The 24,715-nt window shown below is 45.7% G+C and carries 16 protein-coding genes; 14 read left to right on the forward strand and 2 right to left on the reverse strand.

The genetic code is table 11. The features are described 5' to 3' along the window. Positions 1 to 3: 3 nt before the first annotated feature. The gene (locus L3V37_RS19630; protein WP_005380030.1) at positions 4 to 1,119 is read right to left on the reverse strand and encodes an efflux RND transporter periplasmic adaptor subunit; all 1,116 of its coding nucleotides are present in this window, start codon (positions 1,117 to 1,119) and stop codon (positions 4 to 6) included. A 105-nt stretch (positions 1,120 to 1,224) separates the two neighbouring features. After that, a complete protein-coding gene (gene erpA, locus L3V37_RS19635) occupies positions 1,225 to 1,566 on the reverse strand; it encodes an iron-sulfur cluster insertion protein ErpA (protein ID WP_005380031.1) in 342 nt (113 codons plus the stop codon). Between the two features lie 246 nt (positions 1,567 to 1,812). Between erpA and hemL the strand changes: the two genes are divergently transcribed. The 14 genes from hemL (at position 1,813) to L3V37_RS19705 (ending at position 24,586) form a co-directional block, all read left to right on the forward strand. Continuing rightward, positions 1,813 to 3,108 (forward strand): glutamate-1-semialdehyde 2,1-aminomutase, encoded by a 1,296-nt coding sequence (gene hemL / locus L3V37_RS19640; RefSeq protein ID WP_005380032.1) that lies wholly within the window; start codon positions 1,813 to 1,815, stop codon positions 3,106 to 3,108. Positions 3,109 to 3,453: 345 nt separating this feature from the next. Continuing rightward, the gene (locus tag L3V37_RS19645) at positions 3,454 to 4,539 is read left to right on the forward strand and encodes an AI-2E family transporter (protein WP_237306818.1); all 1,086 of its coding nucleotides are present in this window, start codon (positions 3,454 to 3,456) and stop codon (positions 4,537 to 4,539) included. Positions 4,540 to 4,615: 76 nt separating this feature from the next. Next, positions 4,616 to 5,641, forward strand: coding sequence for a 16S rRNA (guanine(1207)-N(2))-methyltransferase RsmC (rsmC, locus tag L3V37_RS19650; protein WP_017820412.1), 1,026 nt, complete (start codon positions 4,616 to 4,618; stop codon positions 5,639 to 5,641). Positions 5,642 to 5,867: 226 nt separating this feature from the next. Next, a complete protein-coding gene (locus tag L3V37_RS19655) occupies positions 5,868 to 9,254 on the forward strand; it encodes a response regulator (RefSeq protein WP_005380036.1) in 3,387 nt (1,128 codons plus the stop codon). A gap of 780 nt (positions 9,255 to 10,034) precedes the next feature. Then, positions 10,035 to 11,717 (forward strand): ABC transporter substrate-binding protein, encoded by a 1,683-nt coding sequence (locus tag L3V37_RS19660; protein WP_005380037.1) that lies wholly within the window; start codon positions 10,035 to 10,037, stop codon positions 11,715 to 11,717. A 170-nt stretch (positions 11,718 to 11,887) separates the two neighbouring features. Further along, positions 11,888 to 12,874: an ABC transporter permease gene (locus tag L3V37_RS19665; RefSeq protein ID WP_005380038.1), complete on the forward strand. Its 987-nt coding sequence runs from the start codon at positions 11,888 to 11,890 to the stop codon at positions 12,872 to 12,874. 2 nt (positions 12,875 to 12,876) lie between these two features. After that, a complete protein-coding gene (locus tag L3V37_RS19670) occupies positions 12,877 to 13,902 on the forward strand; it encodes an ABC transporter permease (protein WP_005380039.1) in 1,026 nt (341 codons plus the stop codon). Positions 13,903 to 13,904: 2 nt separating this feature from the next. Next, positions 13,905 to 14,888, forward strand: a complete 984-nt coding sequence (locus L3V37_RS19675; RefSeq protein ID WP_237306820.1) for an ABC transporter ATP-binding protein — start codon at positions 13,905 to 13,907, stop codon at positions 14,886 to 14,888. Between the two features lie 47 nt (positions 14,889 to 14,935). Next, positions 14,936 to 15,931 carry an ABC transporter ATP-binding protein gene (locus L3V37_RS19680; RefSeq protein WP_005380041.1) on the forward strand — a complete coding sequence of 332 codons (996 nt, stop codon included), beginning with the start codon at positions 14,936 to 14,938 and terminating at the stop codon, positions 15,929 to 15,931. 63 nt (positions 15,932 to 15,994) lie between these two features. Then, positions 15,995 to 17,734, forward strand: coding sequence for a glycoside hydrolase family 9 protein (locus L3V37_RS19685; protein WP_237306822.1), 1,740 nt, complete (start codon positions 15,995 to 15,997; stop codon positions 17,732 to 17,734). 2 nt (positions 17,735 to 17,736) lie between these two features. Next, positions 17,737 to 18,627 (forward strand): N-acetylglucosamine kinase, encoded by an 891-nt coding sequence (locus L3V37_RS19690; protein WP_005380046.1) that lies wholly within the window; start codon positions 17,737 to 17,739, stop codon positions 18,625 to 18,627. A gap of 8 nt (positions 18,628 to 18,635) precedes the next feature. Further along, positions 18,636 to 20,555 (forward strand): beta-N-acetylhexosaminidase, encoded by a 1,920-nt coding sequence (locus L3V37_RS19695; RefSeq protein ID WP_054579084.1) that lies wholly within the window; start codon positions 18,636 to 18,638, stop codon positions 20,553 to 20,555. Positions 20,556 to 20,639: 84 nt separating this feature from the next. After that, complete coding sequence (locus tag L3V37_RS19700) at positions 20,640 to 23,048, forward strand: N,N'-diacetylchitobiose phosphorylase (RefSeq protein WP_237306824.1); 2,409 nt, start codon at positions 20,640 to 20,642, stop codon at positions 23,046 to 23,048. A gap of 125 nt (positions 23,049 to 23,173) precedes the next feature. After that, positions 23,174 to 24,586: a phosphoglucomutase/phosphomannomutase family protein gene (locus L3V37_RS19705; RefSeq protein ID WP_005380053.1), complete on the forward strand. Its 1,413-nt coding sequence runs from the start codon at positions 23,174 to 23,176 to the stop codon at positions 24,584 to 24,586. The last annotated feature ends 129 nt before the right edge of the window (positions 24,587 to 24,715 follow it).

Raw genomic sequence — 24,715 nt, forward strand, 5'->3', positions numbered from 1 at the left:
TCCTTACTGCTCATTAGCCGCTTCAATAACTACGTCATCAACTTTATTGGCCAGTACTTGATCACCATCTCGCACAAAACCTTGTCCCAGCACGATAATGTCTACACGCTCTCCTAACCCAGAGAGCCACACACCATCATCCTCGGCCTTAACGAGTTGAATTGGAACAAACTCAACATGCTCATTACGCAGTGTTTTAACACCTAAATTACCTTCTTCATCTAGTGCTAACATGGCAGCCGTAATCTTTACTGCCAACACTTCACTCAAAGGCAGCTGTACTTCTGCGCTCATACCGGCAGGAATTCTTGCGTCTTGATTATCAATTTCGATTTCAATTGGAAATGTATTAGTAGAAGCAGAAGAAACACGTCCAATGTAGCGCACACGACCTTGATGATGCTGTTGGTTAATGGTTCTTACGTCGGCTTCTAGGCCTTCCTTAAGGTATTGTATATGCCGTTCACTGACATCGGCTTCAATCACTAAAGTATCCAAATCAATGACCGTCGCAATAGGATCGCCAATCCCGACAAAATCACCTAACTCAACAAAGTGGTGATCTACGATGCCATCAAATGGCGCTTTAACCTCAGTATTTCTTAAAGCCGTTTGCACGTTACTCAAATTCGCACGTGCATCTACCAACGCTGCTTGCGCTGTCGCAAATGCAACCTCACCTTGCAGTCCACGACTTTTTAGCGATTTAGCTGCATTAAACTCTTTCTCTTTAACCAACAGCATCGCCTGGGCCCGTTTAAGTTGAATGCCAAGGTCGCGCTTATCGATGTTTGCGATCACTTGTCCCTGTTTGACCGCTTGGCCTTTCTTTATGTTAAGACTGACTATTTTACCGGCAACTTCGGCGCCAAGACGCGCTTGACGATTGGGCGCTGTTCGTCCATACAATTCAATGGTTTTACTGGTAGGTTCGGCAAGAAAAGTATCAAACATCACCTTTGCAAGTGGTGTCGTGTTCGTGGATGTTGAAGAGTTAGGATGATCATCTTGTGCTTTGAGTTGGCCGATGGTTAGCCACGCAACAAGAAGTAAGACGAGGATAAGAGATACTAGCCAAGGGCGCTCGACAATTCGGCGTCCAAAAGAAAGTCCAGACATATAAAGTCCTTTTTATTATTTCTCTGCATATCTGCGAGCGTGTGCTTTACGTGACATCCTTCTACATAAAGCACAGGCAGCCATTAGCTGCCTGTTAGGTGTTAATTACACACTGAACGATGCACCACAACCACATGTTGTCGTTGCATTGGGGTTATTTACGAAGAAGCGCGCTCCTTCCAACCCTTCTGTGTAGTCAACAATACCGCCAACGAGATATTGCAGACTCATAGGGTCTACAACCAGTGTTACACCACTGTTTACGATTGTCGTATCGCCTTCGTTTACATTTTCATCAAAAGTAAAGCCGTATTGGAAGCCGCTGCAGCCGCCGCCAGTAATGTATACGCGCAGTTTCAATGCTGGGTTTTCTTCTTCAGCAATCAATGCTTTAACGCGAGATGCTGCTGCGTCAGAAAAAGATAATGGTACGTTTACTTCGCTCACGAAGACCTCTCTCACTCGTGTAATGCGTCAAGCCTGAAGCAAGACGTCAAATTTGTGCTAATTGAGACGATTATCCAATACCTGACAAACTCGTTCAAGTATTCGCCGCCGATTCTTTATAACAGATGCGGATATATAAGATTACACTGCGAAACAACACATAAATTAAGCAAAACGTTTCTAACTTGATTATAGCTAGGTACAATGCGCTCCACTTGGTCCGAGCAATCAAAAGAGGATAACCCCATGACCAAATCATCAGAGCTGTATCAAAAAGCTCAGCAAACCATCCCTGGCGGTGTCAATTCACCAGTTCGTGCATTCAACGGCGTTGGCGGCTCTCCGCTATTTATCGAACGAGCAGACGGTCCACTGATTTTTGATGCCGATGGTAAAGCGTATATTGATTACGTTGGCTCTTGGGGTCCAATGATTCTTGGCCACAACCACGCGGTTATCCGCGAAGCAGTAATTGATGCAGCGCAACGCGGTCTTAGCTTCGGTGCGCCAACAGAACTTGAAATCGCGATGGCAGAATTAGTTTCTGAGCTTGTTCCATCAATGGAGCAAATCCGCATGGTAAGTTCTGGTACTGAAGCTACTATGAGCGCGATTCGCCTTGCACGTGGCTTCACCGGTCGCGACAAGATCATGAAATTTGAAGGTTGTTACCACGGCCACGCTGACAGCTTGCTAGTAAAAGCAGGTTCTGGAGCACTAACTCTAGGCCAACCAAGCTCTCCTGGCGTTCCTGCAGATTTTGCTAAGCACACGCTAACAGCAACATTCAACGACCTAGATTCTGTACGCGAGCTATTTGCTGCTAACAAAGGCGAAATTGCTTGTATCATCGTTGAGCCAGTAGCAGGCAACATGAACTGTATTCCACCAGTGGAAGGCTTCCACGAAGGGCTACGTGAAATCTGTGATCAAGAAGGCGCGCTACTAATTTTTGATGAAGTAATGACAGGCTTCCGTGTTGCTCTAGGCGGCGCGCAAGCACACTACAACATCAAACCCGACCTAACGACACTGGGTAAAGTGATTGGTGGCGGTATGCCAGTAGGTGCTTTCGGTGGCCGTAAAGAAGTTATGCAATACGTTGCACCTACAGGCCCAGTTTACCAAGCTGGTACCCTTTCCGGTAACCCTGTCGCAATGGCAGCAGGCTACGCATGTTTGAACCTTCTAAAAGAAGAAGGCAACGAAAAGCGCCTAGCTTCTAAAACGAAACAACTTGCTGAAGGTTTTAAGTCTCTAGCAGAAAAACACGGTATTCCGCTAGTTGTTAACCAAGTGGGCGGTATGTTCGGCTTCTTCTTCACTGACCAAGAAAAAGTAACTTGCTACGAAGACGTAACGAAGTGCGATGTAGAACGCTTCAAGCGTTTCTTCCACTTAATGCTAAAACACGGTGTCTACCTTGCGCCATCTGCGTTTGAAGCGAGCTTTACTTCACTCGCTCATGGTTCAAAAGAGATTGATGCCACACTAGAAGCTGCTGACCGCTGTTTTGCTGTTCTTGCAGAAGAAGCGAAATAATCGCTAAAAACGGCGATAACGCATTTAGAAAAGGACCGTAACGGTCCTTTTTTATTGCCAATTCAAAATAACCAATATCGCTAATACCCCAACGACAATGCCAAACCACGGTATTCGCTTAGCTTTTTTCTCGGTTTGACACTTTTTATCACCGTTGCAACAACCCATAGCTCATCTCTTGATTGATAACCGACTGATTTGTAGTCATTATAGCAAGGTACATCGCCCTGCTCTAATTCGGCATTGTCATAAGCTTGAAAGAGTTAAGAGTGCAAAGTAATAAAGGTTACACGCCATCATTGAAGGCATAAACCGTAAACGTCACCTGTAAGTTGGACTAATACCATGCCAAATAATGTAAAAATAACGTCGAGTCACCGAGTACTAATGGTTGCTTTACTCGCCGCTGCTTTTGCTTGCTACTTATTGGTTGAGCCATATATCAATTCCATTGTGATGGCTTTTATCATTTCTTTGCTCATGTTTCCGATACACGAATGGTTTGAGCAGAAAATTCCCAAGCACCCCAATATGGCGGCACTGCTGTCATGTGTCGTCTTGACGTTTATTATCGTTATCCCGCTTTTATTTGTGTTTGCCGCCATTGTTCAGCAAGGCTCTGTTTTCTCACAAAATACATATAATTGGGTTACCAATGGTGGTATCCAAGATATATTCCAACATCCTTTCGTTATCAAAGGCTTAGCGATTGTTAATGAGTACTTACCTTTTGATAAAATCGAGCCCAAAGCCATCGCTGAGAAAATTGGGCAATTTGCCACATCGTTTGGCTCTAACTTAGTTGCTATTAGCGCAAAGATTTTAGGAGACGCAACCAACTTCCTAATGAACTTCTTCCTAATGCTGTTTGTGTTGTTTTTTCTGCTTCGTGACCACGACAAAATTATCTCTGCGATTCGTCATATTCTGCCACTTTCACGTAGCCAAGAAGACCGAATATTGACAGAGATAGAGCAAGTTTCTAAATCAGCCGTAATGGGCTCATTCATGACGGCGATTGCTCAAGGTTTGGCTGGCGGCATCGGTATGTGGTTCGCCGGCTTCCCTGGGCTATTTTGGGGAACGATGATGGGCTTTGCATCATTCATTCCAGTGGTAGGAACCGCGCTAATCTGGATTCCTGCAGCAGCGTACTTGTTCTTAACAGGCGATATGACTTGGGCTATCTTTTTGACGGTGTGGAGTGTAGTTGTCGTTGGCTCTATAGATAACCTATTGCGCCCGTTGCTAATGCAAGGCAGCGCCGGCATGAATACCCTTATGATTTTCTTCTCATTACTGGGTGGTCTGCATCTGTTTGGTTTGATTGGTCTTATCTACGGCCCACTTATTTTTGCCGTGACCATGGTACTGTTTAATATCTACGAGGAAGAATTCAAAGACTTCCTTAACCAACAAGACAACAGCTAGTCACCGCTTAATCACTTCAAGCTTGGGGCAGATTGTGCGAAAATCTGCCCCAAATTATTTCTGATGAACCAAATTTATGTCTGCTTATATCGCTCCTAGCCAAATAGCTCAGCGCCAACTTGAATACTTCAACGGAAAACACGTTTTAGTCGCTGGTGAAGTTGAAGACCTATTTCCTCTTGAGTTAGTAGCTCATTGTGAGTCTGTTGAAGTGTTTACTTCCAACTATAGCTACTACCGCCAAATTCAAACCTCTGACAAAGTGAAAAGTCATTTTGGCTCTGTGTTTGATGTTGAAACAAAAGCAGACATGGTCCTTTTATACTGGCCAAAAGCAAAAGCCGAAGCAGAATACTTGCTGGCGATGTTGATGGCGAAACTGGGCATTAACACCGAAATCGTCATCGTTGGTGAAAACCGCTCCGGCATCAAGAGCATCGAGAAGATGTTCCAAGAATACGGCCCTGTGAACAAGTACGACTCTGCTCGTCGCTGCTCATTTTACTGGGGTAATTGCCTCAATGAACCAAAACCTTTCAACCAAGCAGATTGGTTTAAGTCTTACACTGTTACACTCGGTGAGCAGTCGCTAGCGGTTAAGAGCCTACCTGGCGTATTCAGCCATGGCGAGTTCGACTTAGGTAGCCGATTGCTGCTTGAAACCTTACCTAAGCTGTCGGGCAAAGTGCTCGACTTTGGTTGTGGTGCAGGTGTGCTCGGTGCGTTTATGGCGAAAGCGAATCCAGAGATCGCGATTGAGATGTGTGACATTAATGCTTATGCGATCACTTCTAGCCAAGCCACATTAGAAGCGAATGGTTTATCCGGACGCGTATTTGCATCAGATATATACTCGGATACCGCAAAAGACTACCGCTTTATCGTCAGCAACCCGCCATTCCACAGTGGTCTAGACACAAATTATAACGCAGCGGAAACCTTGTTGGGTCAGGCACCACAATATCTAACCAAAGACGGCGAAATGGTGATTGTCGCGAATAGCTTCTTAAAATACCCACCAATTATCGAGCGGGCGTTTAATAATTGCGAGACGCTAAATAAGACCAATAAATTTTCTATCTACTACGCGAAAAAATCATAACTTCCCCCCGCGCAGGCACAAACCTGCGCGATTTTTTCTCATAAATTCAACACTCATAAGAAAAACTGCGTCACCCTGCACGCTTTACAACTAACTTTCTTGTCAAAGAAAAAAAACTCGTTAATTTTGTTAATTCTATCTAGTTGAACATCTTATCCGTTTTTAACGAGAACCTCGGCAGCGAAGTATGTTTTAGAACTGCCCATTATGAGTTGTAATCTTATCCATGTTTAAATTCTACAAAAAACAGAAATTTAAGCGCCTTCAGAGTACACTGATGACCGCATTTCTGGTGCTCAGTATCACACCTCTTACCATTACTGCGATCTTTTTCTTGCAGTCCCACAGTAAAGATCTGCAAGAACAAAGCACCTCGCACTTACTGTCTGTTCGAGATACAAAACAGCAGCAAATCATCGACTACTTTGAGGCACGAGAAACCGAAGTCATGGGCTTTGTGCGCTCAGAGTTGGCTTACGCCAGTGGTGGCCGATTCTACGGTCTCGTCAATGCTTTTAGTCGTTTAGGCAATGATATTGAAGAGTCTCGTAAAAACGCCCAACAGCGCTACATCGAGGGCAGCGGAGACCAAATCAAAACCTCAACGTTACCCGAGTCATCCAACTATGTAGGAAGTGAACGTTACCGGCTTTTACATAAACGCTATCATTGGGCCTACTTAGAGCTCCTCAAGCGCTCTGATTTTAATGACATTTTGCTGGTAGACATCAATGGTAACGTCACCTACTCGATCAACAAAGACGATAACTACGGAACGAACTTGTTATCAGGCCCCTACAAAGACTCGGCACTTGGCAAAACTTTCAAGCGTCTCGCCGATGATGTGACTGAACGTCGAAAAGTAAACGAAGACTACACTCCTGTGATTGTGTCTGACTTCGAGCTGGAAGGGGGGAAATCAGTCGCTTGGCTAGGTGCACCAATTGTTCAGCAAGGTTATCTACACAGCTATGCCATGTTCCGCTTGCCAAATAATGGCATCACTAAGTTAGCCGCAGACGCCAACCGAGAGTCATCAATTAACACCTTGCTGGTTGGAAATGATCACCAACCTCGCACAATTAACACGAAACAAGACGACATTAAGAACAGTTTAGAAGTGATCGATAAAGCACTCTCTGGTGCATTTGGTGTCGGCACTTACACAAACGGTTTAGGTGAAGAGATCATCGCGGCTTATGCACCGATTGAAACTCGTGGTGTGATTTGGGCGCTCGTCGTACAGTTACCAGAAAACGAAGCTTTCGCTCGTATACATCAACTCGAAAAACTATTCGTTATCGCTATGTTGATCGCCATTATCCTTGTGGTGATCGCTTCTCACTATTTATCAAACTTTATCACTTCTCCGTTGCTGAAATTGACTTGGGTTGCCGAAAAGGTCTCTGCAGGGGATCTTGATGACACGTCTTTTAATACGGTTCGTAAAGATGAAATTGGTCGGCTTGCGTTAAGCTTTGAACGAATGCAACGCTCTATTCGAGAGAAGATTCAAACCATTAAGAAGCAAAATGAAGAACTAGAAAGCAACATACAGATCATTCAGAAACAGAATGAAGAACTGCAATTGGCCGATAAATTAAAAGATGAGTTCTTAGCCACGACTTCTCATGAACTTCGTACACCGTTACACGGCATGGTCGGGATTGCTGAAACCTTAGCGTCCGGCGCCAATGGCGCGATCCCCGCTAGCCAGAAATATCAGCTTGATATCATCATTAAAAGTGGTCAGCGTCTCGCTAATCTAGTCGATGACTTGTTGGATTATCATAAAATGCGTTATGGAAGCATGGATATCCAGAAATCAGCAGTGAGTTTGGGCAGTGCAACAAGATTGGTTTTAGAGCTTTCTAGCCATTTACTTGGAAGTAAAACCATCCGCATCATCAACCAAGTCCCAGCGGATTTAAAAGCAGTGTCAGCTGACCCGCAACGCCTTGAACAAGTGCTATATAACCTGATTGGCAATGCGATTAAATACACCTCAGAAGGTAAAATTGTTATCTCCGCTAATGTGGTAGATGATCATGTACGCGTACAAGTCGTGGATACTGGACAAGGAATTCCCGCAGAACAACTTGAACATATTTTTGAACCACTTATCCAAGCAGGGCAAGACGCGAGCCGTTATCGTCAAGGTGCAGGACTTGGGCTCTCCATTAGCCGTCAATTGATCGAATTAATGGGAGGCTCGTTATACGTCAGTAGCCAACCAATGGTCGGAACTACCTTCAGTTTCACTTTACCGCTCGCCAGTGAAGAAGAAATCCAAGCAACCCAGACTCTAGCTGCGCACGGACACTTCCAAATCCCTGAAGTTAATGTAGAGAACAGTGAAGACTTATCACTTCCAGAGAACCCAGACGGCCCGTTACTGTATGTTGCTGACGATGAACCAGTAAACTTACGCGTGCTTGAAAGCTTTTTACGTTTAGAGGGCTATCGTGTGCGTACCGTCTCCGATGGGCCAGAAACGTTAGCGCTCGTCGAGCAAGAGAAGCCGGAACTTCTGTTATTGGATATCATGATGCCAGGCATGAGCGGCTACCAAGTTTGTAGTGAACTACGTGAAACCTATGATCATGCCGAGTTGCCAATCATTATGCTCACCGCACTCAGTCAAACAGAAGATCGTGTAAGAGGTTTTGAAGCAGGAGCCAACGACTATTTATCGAAACCATTTAATAAACAAGAGTTGGCGGCACGTATCCAAGCGCATTTAACGGCAAGTAAAGCAGAAATGCGCCATATGGAAAACAAAGTGCTAGAGTCTGAACTTAGACAGCGTGCAGTCGTTGAAGCAAGCTTACTTGAGACTCAAGGTCGTTTGTTGGAACAGCTAGAATCGGCTCCTGAAGCTATCATCTGTCTACGTGAAGACAAGCGTATTCGCTTTGCTAACGAAGCTGCTTGTAAGCTATTCAAGCGCAGCTTAGAACAGCTAAAGCGCTCATCTGCTGATGAGCTGATTGCCCCTAAATATCTGACCGTCAAACAACCTCATTACTGTGGCAAGATTGATATCTATATTGAAGATATTCGTCAGAACATCGAAGCAGACATTCTTAAGCTCCCTGAAGGTTCAGGGTTAGATATCATGTACATCTTTAATGTCGGCGGTGGAGCCAGTGCCGCTCGCATACATAATCTAGAAACCGCCGTAGAAGTGCTTTCAAGTTATGCATTTGATGGTGACAAAGACCAATTGCAAAAGCTAAAAGAGCTTGGCGGAGAATTTACGCGCCTTGCAGACAAAGCGCTCGGTAATAAAAAAGACAAGCAAGAACTTATGCGAGAAGTTCTAGTAGACGCAATGACACATGCTTTAGAGTATTGGGAATCTGTAACGGGTGAAAGTAAGTTCGCATTTGCAGAGCAAAGTGGCTTGTGGCGCGTTTATCTAGACCGTAGTACTTTGCAAACACGCACTTTAGATAAATACATGCGTATAGAAACATTACCCAAAACACCACGTTGGAGAACGGTGCTAAGCTCGATAGAGTTCATTCTCGAACACTGCAAAGAACAGAGCCCCGAGAGAGCATACATAGAAGCACAACGAGATAAACTACAGCGACTATTGACCAGCTAATATTTATCAAAAAAACTAGCCCAGCGTGCATGCTGGGCTTTTTTGTTATTCAAGTATTCCCTTCCTAGAGATAAAAGAGACCGCCTCTTCCTACCCCATTAACATATTTCCAATAACGAACATTCGGTTAGACATCGCTATCTATTGTTGGTCTTCAAACGTACGATCTTATCCATTTAACTGGCCTTAATTAGGTAAGTTCGAGCAACCAAAAAACTTCATTCATACAATAAAAAAAGGACGACAAACGGAAGAAAACTGTCGATAAAAAAGGCCATTTTTCAGATAACAAGCGGATTTTGACGAACTATTGATAGAGATTGCGAACTTAATCACAACAGAACGGCAGATTAATTTTTAGCTGATTAATTAACACCATTTCTGCATGTGAGCGAGATCTCCGAACCTAGAAACCAAGCAAGAAACGTATATTTTAAATGGATCACCAGGTTAGTAATCACCAACACTCATTATTAACAAGGATATAAACTGCGACGCATATCAACGTTTATTTTTTGTCCCTCTACTGGTTAAAATTAGCCAAAATAACGTTTATAACGGAGAGCTCAGAGATTTTAACGTTTTTAACGGGAATCAAGTTTGATTATTTTATGGATAAGGTGTTTTCTTACTCCTGCCTAAGGCCTACAGGCCACTCTTGGCGAAACTCAATGTTGTAATGAGTAAGGCATGTACAAGAGGTAGGTCTTAGAGAGTGTTTATCAATTGATGACATTCAATTCCATTTAGTGAAATGAAAGCAAATAGTAAGGAACAGCTATGCTTGCCAATATTAAAAAAACAGCACTAGCAACAGCAATTATTGCAACGGCTACTACAGGTTTTGCATCGGTAGCTACTGCGGCTGAACGCAGTGAACTGACTATCCACCCTAAAGAGTTTACAACTTTCGTTCGTAACTTTAACCCTTTCTTGGGTGCAACTAACCTGCACACAACAACCGACTTTATTTACGAGCCGCTCGTTGTTTTTAACGAAATGCACGGTAATACGCCTGTATTTCGTCTAGCAGAAAACTTTACCATGGCTGATGACCTGATGAGCGTAACCTTCGATATCCGTAAGGGCGTAAAATGGTCTGATGGCAAAGCGTTTACCGCTGATGATGTTGTTTACTCTTTCAACCTAGTTAAAGAGAAGCCAGAGCTAGACCAATCTGGTATCAACTCTTGGGTGACTGGCGTAGAAAAAGTTAACGACTACCAAGTTAAATTCCGTCTAAGCGAAGCAAACTCAAACGTTCCTTACGAAATTGCGAAAGTACCCGTCGTACCTAAGCACGTATGGAGCAAAGTAAAAGATCCAGCAACATTCACAAACGAAAATCCAGTAGGCAGTGGTCCATTTACCGAAATCGATACTTTCACACCGCAGCTATATATCCAGTGTGAGAACCCGAATTATTGGGATGCAGACAACCTAGATGTAGACTGTCTGCGTGTGCCGCAAATCGCGAACAACGACCAATTCTTGGGCAAAATCGTTAACGGCGAAATGGACTGGACGTCTTCATTCGTACCAGACATCGACCGTACGTACGCTGCAGCAAGTCCGAATCACCACTACTGGTACCCACCAGCGGGTACTCAAGCATTTGTAGTGAACTTCAAAAACCCAGACGCTGCGAAAAACGAAGCACTAACTAACGTAGACTTCCGTCGTGCGTTCTCTATGGCGCTAGACCGTCAAACTATCATTGATATCGCTTTCTACGGCGGCGGTACAGTGAACGACTTCGCATCTGGCCTTGGCTACGCATTCGAAGCTTGGTCTGATGAAGAGACACACAACAAGTACAAAGGCTACAACACATACAACGCGGAAGGTGCGAAAAAGCTTCTAGCTAAAGCTGGCTTCAAAGATGTAAACAAAGATGGCTTTGTGGATACACCATCTGGCAAGTCTTTCGAGCTTCTAATTCAATCACCAAACGGTTGGACTGACTTCAACAACACAGTACAACTAGCCGTTGAGCAACTAGCAGAAGTGGGCATTAAAGCTCGTGCTCGTACACCGGACTTCTCGGTATACAACCAAGCAATGCTAGAAGGTACTTACGACGTTGCTTACACCAACTACTTCCACGGTGCAGATCCACACTTGTACTGGGATAGTGGCTACAACTCGAAGCTACAAGCTGGTGACGGCATGCCTCGCTTTGCAATGCACTTCTACAAGAACGATAAGCTAGACGGTCTTCTTAACAGCTTCTACAAGACAGCAGATAAGCAAGAACAGCTAGAGATCGCTCATGGCATTCAGAAGATCATTGCTCAGGACCAAGTAACTATTCCTGTGCTATCTGGCGCGTACATGTACCAATACAACACAACTCGCTTCACTGGTTGGTGGAACGAAGAAAACCCTAAGGGCCGTCCAAACATTTGGGCAGGTATCCCAGAGCGTCTACTTCACGTACTGGACCTAAAACCAGTTAAATAAGTAGAAGTTCATTTCAAGCGGCATACATCCCGTGTGCCGCCTATAAAAATCCCTTGTTAACGAAACCAATATGTGGCGCTCGTCGTCAGGGGATTTTTCGCTCTAAATTTCGCTAGGAGCGACCTGAAACCAGAAACAGGGAAAAAATCTGGGTGAGTAAGGTGTGAGTTATGGGTTATTTTTTAAGACGTTTGTCGTTCTATCTTGTCGCGCTCTTAGTTGCAGCGACGTTAAACTTTATTATTCCGCGAGCAATGCCTGGTGACCCAGTTACCATGATGTTTGCTAATGCTTCAGTACAGGTGACTCCAGAACGAATCGCAGCAATGAAAGAACTGCTCGGTTTCGTTGATGGGCCAATTTACATTCAGTACTTCTCGTACATTAAAAACATTCTAAGTTGGGAATTGGGCACCTCAATCCAGTTCTACCCACTTTCAGTTAATTCTTTACTAGGTAGTGCATTTGGCTGGTCACTATTTCTAGCTGGTACTGCGGTTGTACTTTCTTTCTCCATCGCTTCTGTCCTTGGTATTTTTGCCGCCTGGAAGCGCGGTAGTAAGTACGATGCATTCGTAACGCCTGGCACATTGATCATTCAAGCTATTCCACAAATGGTTATCGCAATGTTAGCGCTGTTTACCTTTGCGATTGGCCTGAAATGGTTCCCATCTGGCTATGCTTACACGCCAGGTACTATTCCTGATTGGACAAGCTGGGAGTTCATCAAGAACGTGGGTTACCACGCTGTATTACCTCTATTCTGTGCAACCATCGTTCAAATTGGTGGCTTCCTAGTTAACATGCGTAACAACATGATCAACCTTCTCGCCGAAGACTATATCACGATGGCTAAAGGTAAAGGGCTGAGTGAAAACCGCGTCGTCTTTAATTACGCCGCACGTAACGCACTACTTCCAAGTGTTACCGCACTGTCTATGTCTTTAGGTATGGCCATCGGTGGTCAATTAATCATCGAGATGATTTTCAACTACCCAGGCCTAGGTACTGTTCTATTGAACGCAATTCACGCTCGTGACTACCAAGTACTTCAAGGTCAGTTAATTATCATGACGATGTTCATGCTGTGCTTCAACTTAATGGCTGACATGCTGTACATGATTCTAGACCCTCGCCTACGTACGGGAGGCAAATAATCATGAAAGAACTATTCAAACTTATTTTAGGTAACTCATTCGCTCGAATCGGTCTTGGTATTGTTACCGTATTCGTATTCGTTGCGATCGCAGCTCCTTTACTTACGAAACATGCGCCAGACAAGCGAACCGGTAATCCACACGAATACCCTAGCTTTGTCGTAAAACAGGCACAAAACAACCCTGATGGTTGGGTCGCTAAAAACCTAGCAGACGATCGTCGTACACTGCTTATGTCTAAAAAGGCCGACCACGTATTAGGTACTAGCCGAATGGGTCGCGATATCTGGTCGCAGGTGGCTTACGGTGCACGAGTATCACTGGGTGTAGGCTTTGGTGCTGGCATCATCGTGTGTTTCTTAGCAACAGTCATTGGTATATCGGCAGGTTACTTCGGCGGTAAAGTGGATGACATATTGAGTGCCGCAATGAACATCATGTTAGTAATTCCGCAGTATCCATTGCTATTCGTGCTGGCGGCCTTTATCGGTGAAGCAGGCCCACTCACCATTGCCTTGATTATCGCTGGTACTTCTTGGGCATGGGGTGCACGTGTTGTCCGCTCTCAAACTATGGCACTACGCGAGAAAGAGTTCGTTAAAGCTGCCGAAGTATTGGGAGAGTCTTCATTCCGTATCATCTTCGTTGAGATTTTACCAAACCTTATCCCGATTGTCGGTGCGAGCTTCATTGGCTCAGTAATGCTGGCGATCAACACTGAAGCGGTCATTTCGTTCCTAGGTTTGGGTGATGCCAACACGATCAGTTGGGGCATCATGCTTTACAACGTGCAAACCTCATCAGCCATGCTGATTGGCGCATGGTGGGAAGTACTAGCACCTTGTATTGCCCTAACACTACTGGTTACTGGTCTTGCTCTGTTGAACTTTGCCGTTGACGAAATTGCGAACCCTCAACTTCGTTCTCACAAAGGCATGAAACGCTGGAAAAAACTAGCAGCAAAAGACAAGAAAGAACGTGAGCCTGAACTGGCACCACAAAATGCACTATGGAGCGGAGATAAATAATCATGACTGCACCACTAATTTCCATCCGTAACCTATGCGTAGACTACATCACAGACGCGGGCGATGTCCGCGCCTGTAACAACGTGAGCTTCGACATTGCACCAGGTGAAGTATTCGGTCTGGCTGGTGAATCTGGCTGTGGCAAATCCACTGTTGCCTTCTCACTAATGCGCCTTCATAAGCCGCCAGCGTTTATCACAGGTGGTGAGGTGATCTTCAACGGTGAAGATATCCTTCAGTACAGCGATGATCGCATGCAAGCGTTCCGCTGGAGTGAAATGTCGATGGTATTCCAGAGTGCGATGAACGCTTTGAACCCTGTTCTAACCATGGAAGAGCAGTTCTGTGACGTCATCATGCGTCATACCAATATGACTCGCGCTCAAGCAAAAACACGCGCTGAAGGTCTGCTGGAAATCGTTGATATCCACCCTAGCCGATTGAGTGATTACCCGCACCAGTTCTCTGGTGGTATGCGTCAACGTCTAGTAATCGCAATCGCTTTGGCTCTGAACCCAAAAATGATCATCATGGACGAACCGACTACCGCATTGGATGTAGTGGTTCAACGTGAAATTCTACAAAAAATTTACGCGCTTAAAGAAGAGTTTGGTTTCTCAATTCTGTTCATCACACATGACTTGTCATTGATGGTCGAGTTCTCGGATCGTATCGGCATCATGTACTCAGGTGAGTTGATTGAAGTCGCGCCTTCTAAGCAAATTCTGGAAAGTCCTTACCACCCTTACACCAAAGGTTTGGGTAGCTCTTTCCCTCCACTAACTGGACCAAAGACCAAATTGACTGGTATTCCAGGTAACCCGTTGAACTTGCTAGAAGTACCACGGGGCTGCCGCTTCCAAGCTCGTTGCGATCGCGTACATGAAGTATGTACACGTGTACCAACCCAATTACGTCAAATTGAACCAGGTCGCCTCTCAAATTGCCATTTGTACGGCGACACCATTGCTCAAGCTAAGGTTTAACAACAAAAAAACGCTAGCTAAGAACAAAAATTACACTGGAGAGAATTATGAGCAAACAATTCGGCGAACTGCTGATTGAGGGTAAAAATGTCGTTAAGGACTTCCCTTTAAACAGTAACTCAATCAAACAATCTAAGATGCGCGCAATCAACGACGTCTCTTTCAAAATGTACAAGAGCCGCGGCTTGTCAGTGGTAGGTGAATCTGGTTCAGGTAAGTCTACTACTGCAAAAATGATTGCAAAAATGTACGCACCAACCGATGGCATCATTGAATACAAAGGTCGTGATATCCAAGACATCACCTCTCGTCACGATTTAATGACCTACCGTGAAGGTGTACAAATGGTGTGGCAAGACCCGTTTGGCTCGCTAAACCCAACGCACAATATCTTCCACCATATTGCGCGCCCGCTGCTGATTCATAAGAAAGTAGCACCGGGCAACAAGAAAGAACTGGAAGAGCGTGTGTACGACCTACTTGAACAAGTTGGTCTTATTCCACCAAAAGAAACGGCGCAAAAGTTCCCGCACCAGCTATCTGGCGGTCAGCGTCAACGTGTAAACCTAGCTCGTAACATCGCAGTTGGTGCAGAAGTGGTATTGGCGGATGAGCCAACATCGATGCTCGATGTATCAATCCGTGCCGGTGTTCTGAACTTGATGGAAGAGATGAAGTTCGAGAAACAAATGTCTCTGCTTTACATCACTCACGACATCGCAACAGCGCGTTACATTGCTGAAGATCTCGCGGTCATGTACGTAGGTCACATGGTTGAATGGGGCGATACTGAAGAAATCATTCACGATCCTCAACACCCATATACGCAACTGTTGGTATCTGCGGTTCCAGATCCATCGAAGTCTATTCACGAGAAACTGAAAGGCAACAAAGGGGAAATCCCACTTTGGACACCAGAATCTGTCGGCTGTCCATTTGCTGGACGTTGTGTACACGCTACCGACAAATGTCGCGAACGACTACCGGGCGTCACTCAACTGTCCGACAACCACTTTGTCCGCTGTTACTTATTTGAAGATTAATCATAACGAGGGTCAGGTTCAGCCTGGCCCATTCCTGTTTTTATCGTTTCCCGGAGACATTGAATGCTGCTACTGACTAACCACATTGGTTATGAACGTCTGGGCCCAAAGAAAGCCATTATCCAGACCGAACAACCACACTTGTCTTCTTACACTGCTCAATTGATTTGTGCCACTAGCGAGCAAACCGTGGCAACTTTTGCGGTTGAAGAACAAGGTAAAGTGGCGAACTGGCATCAGGGCTATTTCTACCTCATCGACTTTTCCTCTTTCACAACGTCAGGTGACTATTTCTTGCAAGTAGAAGATACGCGCTCTTCCTCTTTCATCGTTGGCGAACACATTCTGTTGGATCAAACTTTGTCAGATGTGATCCACTACTTCAAATCGCAACGTTGCGGCGGGATCTTCGATCAACAAGATCGACAACTTCCAGTACTAAACTCCAATAAAAAGGTTGATGTACACGGCGGCTGGTACGACGCATCAGGAGACGTTAGCAAGTATTTAAGTCACCTTTCATACGCGAATTATTTGAATCCTCAACAAACCCCAATGGTGGTTTGGAACATCCTAAAAGGGGTTTCGTTGCTTGAAGGAAGCGAAGACATTGCAGCTTTCACACGTACACGTCTGATTGAAGAAGCCCTGTTCGGTGCAGACTTTCTTGTGCGTATGCAAAACGAAAAAGGCTTTTTCTACATGACGGTCTTTGACAAGTGGAGCAAAGATACTGCGCAACGCGAGATTTGCGCGTACGAAACTCAACTTGGTCACAAATTTGACGACTATCAAGCAGGCTTTCGACAAGGTGGCGGTGTCGCCATTGCAGCGCTAGCGGCAGCATCGCGTTTAAGTGTTCACGGTGAATACGATCAACAAAAATACCGCAACGCTGCCGAAAATGGTTACTGGCACTTAAAAGAGCACAATACGCAGTACCTCAATGATGGGGAAGAAAACATTATCGACGAATACTGTGCGCTACTGGCTTGTGTAGAACTGTTTAAAGCAACCAAAGAAACTCGCTACTTGGAAGAGAGCCGTTTGTGGGCGCAACGTTTAGTTGCACGCCAAATGAGCGACGAACAGATTCAACACTTTTGGTCAGCAAACCAAGACGGCAGCCGTCCATATTTTCACGCAGCCGAAGCTGGTCTACCAGTTATTGCCCTATGCGAATATCTATCAATTGAAGACGACTCAGCACGAGCGGAATCGGTAAAACGTATCGTAAACCTAGCGTGTGAGTTTGAGGTCACAATATCGAATAGAGTGATCAACCCATTCGGTTACCCTCGCCAATATGTTAAAGGCGTAAATGAGTCAAAACGCGAGGCATTTTTTGTCGCACACAACAATGAATCCGGCTATTGGTGGCAAGGCGAGAATGCTCGACTGGGCTCACTCGCGACCATGGCGTACCTTGCTCAACCGCATATAGCGTCGCAAGAAGTACAGCAACAACTTTCTGTGTTTGCTCAAGATGCATTGAACTGGGTTGTAGGCTTAAACCCATACGACATGTGCATGCTAGATGGCCATGGTCGTAACAACCCTGATTACCTCCCTCAATATGGTTTCTTCAACGCAAAAGGTGGCGTGTGTAACGGGATCACTGGCGGCTTTGAAGACGAGGAAGACATTGCATTTAACCCACCAGCACAAAAAGAAGACGTGTTACAAAACTGGCGCTGGGGCGAACAATGGATCCCGCATGGCGCTTGGTACTTACTCGCGATAATGAGTCAAGCTCAGCATGTTTCTCAGTTGGCGACCTCTAAAAATATGAAGGAAGAATAATCATGGGAATGTATTTTGTCGGTATCGATGGTGGCGGCACGTCATGTCGAGCCAGGATTAAAGATTCACAAGGTAATTTTCTTGGCGAGGCCAAAAGCGGCAGTGCCAACATCATGCTAGGTGCTGAAATAGCAATGGCTTCGATTCTTGAATCCATCACTTCGGCTACCGAGCAAGGCGGTCTGACACAACAAGATTTCGCGTCGATGCACGTCGGCTTAGCCCTTGCTGGCGCAGAGCACAAAGCATCTTGGCAAGCCTTCATGTCTCTTCCTCATCCATTTGCCAGTATGACTCTGAATACCGATGCTTACGGTGCGTGCGTTGGTGCGCACAATGGCGAAGATGGCGCAATCATGATTGCGGGAACCGGTTCTTGTGGCATCTACCTTAACGGATTGGAGCAACATGTTGTCGGTGGTCGTGAGTTCCCTATTTCGGATCAAGGTGGCGGCGCAGTGATGGGGCTACGCCTAGTTCAGCAAGTTTTGTTAGCTGAAGATGGCATCAGAGAAAAAACGCCCCTAGCACAACACGTTATGACGCATTTCGAAAATGAGGTCGACAACGTGGTGGCGTGGTCAAAACAGGCGCTTCCTCGTGATTATGGGCAGTTTTCTCCGGCTATTTTCCAACATGCGGAACAAGGCGATGCACTGGCCATTGAAATGCTGAAGCAAACCGCAGCGGATATAGAAATGTTTCTCGTGGCATTAAACAAGCGCGGCGCAACACGTATTTGTTTAATGGGCAGCATAGCTGAACGCATTGTACGTTGGCTTTCACCACCAGTTCAGCAATGGATTGTTGAGCCACAGTTTGACGCGATTGAAGGCGCAATTATGTTTGCTGGCAAACCAGAACATAACCTTTACTCGCTCAGTGCGGCGTAGGAGTAGATATGGAATATCGTGTTGATCTCGTAGTCCTCTCTGAGCAGAAACAAAACTGCCGCTTTGGCCTTACCTTTCATAACTTGAGCGACCAAGACCTGAACAGCTGGAGCTTAACTTTCGCTTTCGATCGTTACATTCTTCCAGACAGCGTTTCAAATGGTCAACTGACTCAAATTGGTAGTTTTTGCACACTTAAACCAGAAGGGGTGGTACTGGCTGCCAACCATCACTATTACTGTGAATTCAGTATTGGTTCGAACCCATTCCGTTATTACTCGGATGGCTTTAACGAAGCGATGATCAACTTTGTCGTTGATGGAAACCCACAGCGCGCACAAGTGGATGTCACGCCTATCGTATTAGCTTCACCATACCGTGAACGCAGTGAGATTCCGGCAAGTTTAACCCATGCACAGCCCTTGCTGCCAAAACCAAACCATATTGAGGTCAGCGATCACTATTTTAGCTTTGATCATCATGCTGGCGTCGCGGTTTATTCAAGCCTGGCCAATTCAGCTAAAGAATGGCTACTTGAAGAGCTTAAGCGCATTCACCAATTTGAGTTCGCATCAGACAATGGCAGTCAGATCATCTTCAAAGGCAACCCAACCTTGGATGAAGGCGCTTACAAACTGAAAGTAGCCGAAGAGTCAATCAAAATTGAAGCAGGATCTTCGTCTGGTTTTACCCATGCTTGTGCAACGTTATTACAACTAGTCAAAGTTGGCGATCAACCTAACTCAATGGAAGTAGTTTGCTGTTCAATCAAGGACAGACCACGCTTTCGTTACCGCGGTATGATGCTCGATTGTGCTCGTCATTTTCACTCCGTTGAGCAAGTCAAACGCTTGATCAACCAACTGGCTCATTACAAGTTCAATACGTTCCATTGGCATCTTACCGACGATGAGGGTTGGCGAATTGAAATCAAATCACTGCCTCAACTGACCGATATTGGTGCTTGGCGCGGATTGGATGAGATCAATGAACCACAGTACACGCACTTTGATGAACGTTACGGCGGCTTCTACACACAAGAAGACATCAAAGACGTTATCGAATTTGCATCGCAACGCGGCATCACCATCATTCCTGAAATTGATGTACCTGGTCATTGCCGAGCCGCCATCAAGTCGTTACCACACCTATTGGTAGAAGCGGAAGATACCACCGAATACCGCAGTATTCAGCATTACAACGACAACGTCATTAACCCTGCTCTGCCGGGGAGTTATGAATTTATCGACAAAGTGCTAGAAGAGGTCTCTGCGCTTTTTCCTGCGCCTTACGTTCATATTGGTGCCGACGAAGTACCTAACGGCGTATGGTCAAAAAGCCCAGCATGCCAAGCACTAATGGAACAACTGGGTTACAGCGACTACAAAGATTTGCAAGGACACTTCTTGCGTTATGCCGAAGACAAACTTCGTAAATTGGGCAAACGCATGCTGGGCTGGGAAGAAGCTCAACACGGCGACAAAGTCAGTAAAGATACGGTGATCTACTCATGGCTAAGCGAAGAAGCGGCATTGAACTGTGCTCGCCAAGGCTTTGATGTGGTGCTGCAACCAGCACAAACCACTTACCTAGATATGACCCAAGACTACGCACCTGAAGAACCGGGCGTGGACTGGGCAAACCCACTGCCACTAGAAAAAGCTTACAACTACGAGCCGCTCGCTGAAGTGCCTGCTGACGACCCAATACGTAAGCGCATTTGGGGCATTCAAACAGCATTATGGTGCGAAATTATCAATAACCAACCTCGCATGGACTACATGATCTTCCCTCGTTTAACTGCAATGGCAGAAGCATGTTGGACAGACAAACAACACCGAGATTGGACCGACTATTTATCACGCTTGAAAGGCCATCTACCTCTGCTTGATTTGCAGGGAGTGAATTACCGTAAACCGTGGAAGTAATACAAAACTGATGTCGAAACATCACGCTTGAAGAGTTTTTAAATTTTGGCTGCTGATGCAGCTTCGTAAAAAGGAAAGACACAAATGAAATACGGCTATTTCGATAACGAGAATCGCGAATACGTCATCACTCGCCCTGACGTACCAGCACCATGGACCAACTACCTAGGTACTGAGAAGTTCTGTACGGTTATCTCGCACAACGCGGGTGGCTACTCGTTCTACAACTCTCCAGAATACAACCGTGTTACTAAATTCCGTCCAAATGCGACATTCGATCGCCCAGGACACTACGTTTACTTGCGTGATGATGAGACAGGTGATTACTGGTCAATCTCTTGGCAACCAGTTGCGAAGAGCCTAGACGAAGCAAACTACGAAGTTCGTCACGGCTTGTCTTACTCTAAGTTCAAATGTGAATACAGCGGTATTACCGCAACAAAAACTCTGTTCGTGCCAAAAGGCGAAGACGCTGAAATCTGGGATGTAGTGATTAAAAACACCTCTGACAAACCACGTACGATCAGTGCATTCTCATTTGTTGAGTTCTCATTCAGCCACATTCAATCTGATAACCAAAACCATCAGATGTCTCTGTACTCGGCAGGTACGGCTTACAACGAAGGCGTGATAGAGTACGACCTGTACTACAACACCAACGATTTCGAAGGCTTCTACTACCTAGCTTCAACATTTGCCCCAGATTCATACGACGGCCAACGTGACAGCTTCCTAGGCCTATACCGTGACGAAGCAAACCCGTTAGCGGTAGAACAAGGTAAGTGTTTCAATACAGCGCAAACTTGTTACAACCACTGTGGCTCTTTGCATAAGCAATTTACTATTCAGCCGGGTGAAGAAGTTCGCTTTGCTTACATTCTCGGTATCGGTAAAGGCAACGGAGAGCGTCTGCGTGCTAAGTACCAAGACCTTGCAGAAGTCGATAACGCATTTGCGGGTATCAAAGCACACTGGGATGAGCGTTGTGGCAAGTTCCAAGTGAAATCACCAAACGAAGGTCTAGATACCATGATCAACGCTTGGACGTTATACCAAGCGGAAACGTGTGTGGTGTGGTCTCGCTTTGCTTCATTCATCGAGGTGGGAGGCCGTACTGGTCTTGGTTACCGCGATACAGCGCAAGATGCAATCTCAGTTCCTCACGCTAACCCAGCAATGACGCGCAAACGTATCGTTGACCTACTGCGCGGCCAAGTAAAAGCGGGCTACGGTCTACACCTATTCGATCCAGATTGGTTTGATCCAGAAAAAGCGGATGTTAAACCATCTAAATCTCCAACCGTAGTTCCAACACCTTCTGATGAAGACAAAATTCACGGCATCGAAGACACCTGTTCTGATGATCACCTATGGCTAGTTCCAACCATCTGTAAGTACGTGATGGAAACCGGTGAGCACAGCTTCTTCGACGAAGTGATCCCTTACGCCGACGGTGGCGATGCAACGGTTTATGACCACATGAAAGCCGCGCTAGACTTCTCGGCTGAATACGTAGGTCAAACCGGTATCTGTAAAGGTCTGCGTGCAGACTGGAACGACTGTCTGAACCTAGGTGGCGGCGAATCTTCAATGGTGTCGTTCCTACATTTCTGGGCACTGCAGGAGTTCATCGACCTAGCGAAATACCTAGGTAAGGAAGCCGACGTTGAAAAATACACCGAGATGGCAGCAAACGTGCGTGAAGCGTGTGAAACACACCTTTGGGACGAAGAAGGCGGCTGGTATATCCGTGGTCTAACGAAAAACGGCGAAAAGATCGGTACAGCGCAACAAAAAGAAGGTCGTGTACACCTAGAGTCAAACACACTTGCGGTACTTTCTGGTGCGGTATCTCAAGAGCGCGGCGAAAAAGCGATGGACGCTGTCGATGAGAACCTATTCTCTGAATACGGCCTCCACCTAAACTCACCATCTTTTGCAACACCGAATGATGATATCGGCTTCGTAACTCGTGTTTACCAAGGCGTAAAAGAGAACGGTGCGATATTCTCGCATCCAAACCCATGGGCTTGGGTAGCTGAAGCGAAACTGGGTCGTGGTGATCGTGCAATGAAGTTCTACGATGCGCTAAACCCATACAACCAGAACGACATCATCGAAAAACGTATTGCAGAGCCATACTCATACGCTCAGTTCATCATGGGTCGTGACCACCAAGACCACGGTCGTGCAAACCACCCATGGTTAACAGGTACGTCAGGCTGGGCTTACTTCGCTGTTACCAACTTTATTCTTGGTGTGCGTACAGGCTTCGATGGCCTAACTATCGATCCATGTATCCCAACGAACTGGCCTGGTTTCGAAGTGACTCGCCAATGGCTAGGAGCAACGTACAACATCAAAGTCGTTAACCCAGACTCAGTAAGCAAAGGCGTTAAGTCGATTACCGTGAACGGTGAAGCTGTAAATGGTGCATCTGTACCAGTTCAAGCGGAAGGTTCAGTAAACGAAGTTATCGTTACTCTAGGTTAATCATCTTTTGGGGGAGTCCTTCTCCCCTTTTGATTTATCCGGTGCATTTATGTTTTACAAGTGCATCGGTTCGCTAGCAAAGATTTAAGACGCGGTGGGATGCCGCTCTTATCGAGGATCGAATCATGATCAAATTTGGTACAGGCGGTTGGCGTGCATTTATTGGTGAGGAGTTCACCAAAGATAACGTACGCTTGGTTGCCCAAGCAGTTGCAAACATCACGAATAACGAATCGGTTGCTGATCGCGGTTTTGTGATTGGCTATGACCGTCGTTTTCTTTCCGATAAAGCAGGTCGTTGGTTCGCTGAAGTTCTAGCAGCAAACGGCATTATGGTTAGCTTTATCGACAAATTTGTCCCAACACCTATCGTAATGTTTAAAGCGAAAGAAATGGGCTGCGCATACTCGGCATGTATTACCGCATCACACAACCCTGCCGATTACAACGGCATTAAAGTCTTCATTGAAGGTGGTCGTGACGCAGATGAAATCATCACCCAAAAAATCGAATCACAAATAGACGCGCTCACTGCGCAAGATGTAAAAAGCGTCGACTTTGAACAAGCGGTTGAAGATAAGCTGATTGAAATCATCAATCCGATGAACGAATTCGTTGACTCAATCATCGACTTTATCGACATCGGAGCGATCAAGAAGGCGAATTTACGTGTTTTGATCGACCCAATGTTTGGTGTCGCGAAAAACGCACTGCAAACCGTATTAATCAACGGCCGCTGTGACGTTGATGTGATTAACGATGGCAAAAACCCAGACTTCGGTGGGTTAATGCCTTCGCCAAGCGCTGCAACACTCTACCGTTTGATGCACCTAGTGAAAGAGCAAGGTTACGATATTGGCATCGGTACTGATGGCGATGCGGACCGTCTTGGTATTATCGACGAAAAAGGTAACTTCATTCATCCAAATGAAGTGCTACTGCTGCTTTACTACTACCTACTTGAATACAAAGGCTGGAAAGGCTCCGTGGTACGTAACATCGCAACCACCCACCTTCTCGATAAAGTCGCCGAAGATCATGGCGAGAAATGCTTTGAGGTTCCTGTAGGCTTTAAGCACATCAGCTCCCAAATGGAAGCGGATGACTCACTGATTGGCGGGGAAAGCTCTGGTGGCCTAACCATTCGCGGCCACATCAAAGGTAAAGACGGCGTATTCGCATCAAGCCTATTGGTAGAAATGATTTCAGTAACCGGCAAGAAGCTGTCTGAGTTGCTGGATGAAATCTACGGCAAGTACGGCTATGCCTACATGGCAGAAGGCGATTGCAAGTTCAAACCAGCGCAAAAAGACGTACTGTTCAACAAGATTTATGTTGAAAAGCAGTTGCCTGAGTTCGAGTTTGAAATCGAAAAAGTCAGCTATGAAGATGGTGCGAAAGTCTACTTCAAGAACGGCGGTTGGATCATTGCTCGCTTCTCTGGCACTGAGCCACTGCTACGAATTTTTGCAGAGATGCAAGATAAGGACACTGCGGAACGTGTTCTTCAACAGTTTAAAGACTTCTTGTCTTTATAACTGAACCTTGTGCCCGCTTCGAGCACTATGATGAGAGTCAACGCTGTCTGAAAAGGCGCTCATCAACAGGAGAAGAGCACTTGCCCGGCTCCACAGCCGGGCTTTTTATTGTATGTTGGGAAGTCGTAA

The sequence above is a fragment of the Vibrio sp. D54 genome (assembly GCF_021728075.1).
Taxonomy (GTDB): Bacteria; Pseudomonadota; Gammaproteobacteria; order Enterobacterales; family Vibrionaceae; genus Vibrio; species Vibrio alginolyticus.

Excerpts from the sequence above, each read along its gene's own strand:
- L3V37_RS19630 (WP_005380030.1), bottom strand. The coding sequence starts at position 1,119 with ATGTCTGGACTTTCTTTTGGACGCCGAATTGTCGAGCGCCCTTGGCTA.
- hemL (WP_005380032.1), top strand. The coding sequence starts at position 1,813 with ATGACCAAATCATCAGAGCTGTATCAAAAAGCTCAGCAAACCATCCCT.
- L3V37_RS19645 (WP_237306818.1), top strand. The coding sequence starts at position 3,454 with ATGCCAAATAATGTAAAAATAACGTCGAGTCACCGAGTACTAATGGTT.
- rsmC (WP_017820412.1), top strand. The coding sequence starts at position 4,616 with ATGTCTGCTTATATCGCTCCTAGCCAAATAGCTCAGCGCCAACTTGAA.
- L3V37_RS19655 (WP_005380036.1), top strand. The coding sequence starts at position 5,868 with ATGTTTAAATTCTACAAAAAACAGAAATTTAAGCGCCTTCAGAGTACA.
- L3V37_RS19660 (WP_005380037.1), top strand. The coding sequence starts at position 10,035 with ATGCTTGCCAATATTAAAAAAACAGCACTAGCAACAGCAATTATTGCA.
- L3V37_RS19665 (WP_005380038.1), top strand. The coding sequence starts at position 11,888 with ATGGGTTATTTTTTAAGACGTTTGTCGTTCTATCTTGTCGCGCTCTTA.
- L3V37_RS19670 (WP_005380039.1), top strand. The coding sequence starts at position 12,877 with ATGAAAGAACTATTCAAACTTATTTTAGGTAACTCATTCGCTCGAATC.
- L3V37_RS19675 (WP_237306820.1), top strand. The coding sequence starts at position 13,905 with ATGACTGCACCACTAATTTCCATCCGTAACCTATGCGTAGACTACATC.
- L3V37_RS19680 (WP_005380041.1), top strand. The coding sequence starts at position 14,936 with ATGAGCAAACAATTCGGCGAACTGCTGATTGAGGGTAAAAATGTCGTT.
- L3V37_RS19685 (WP_237306822.1), top strand. The coding sequence starts at position 15,995 with ATGCTGCTACTGACTAACCACATTGGTTATGAACGTCTGGGCCCAAAG.
- L3V37_RS19690 (WP_005380046.1), top strand. The coding sequence starts at position 17,737 with ATGGGAATGTATTTTGTCGGTATCGATGGTGGCGGCACGTCATGTCGA.
- L3V37_RS19695 (WP_054579084.1), top strand. The coding sequence starts at position 18,636 with ATGGAATATCGTGTTGATCTCGTAGTCCTCTCTGAGCAGAAACAAAAC.
- L3V37_RS19700 (WP_237306824.1), top strand. The coding sequence starts at position 20,640 with ATGAAATACGGCTATTTCGATAACGAGAATCGCGAATACGTCATCACT.
- L3V37_RS19705 (WP_005380053.1), top strand. The coding sequence starts at position 23,174 with ATGATCAAATTTGGTACAGGCGGTTGGCGTGCATTTATTGGTGAGGAG.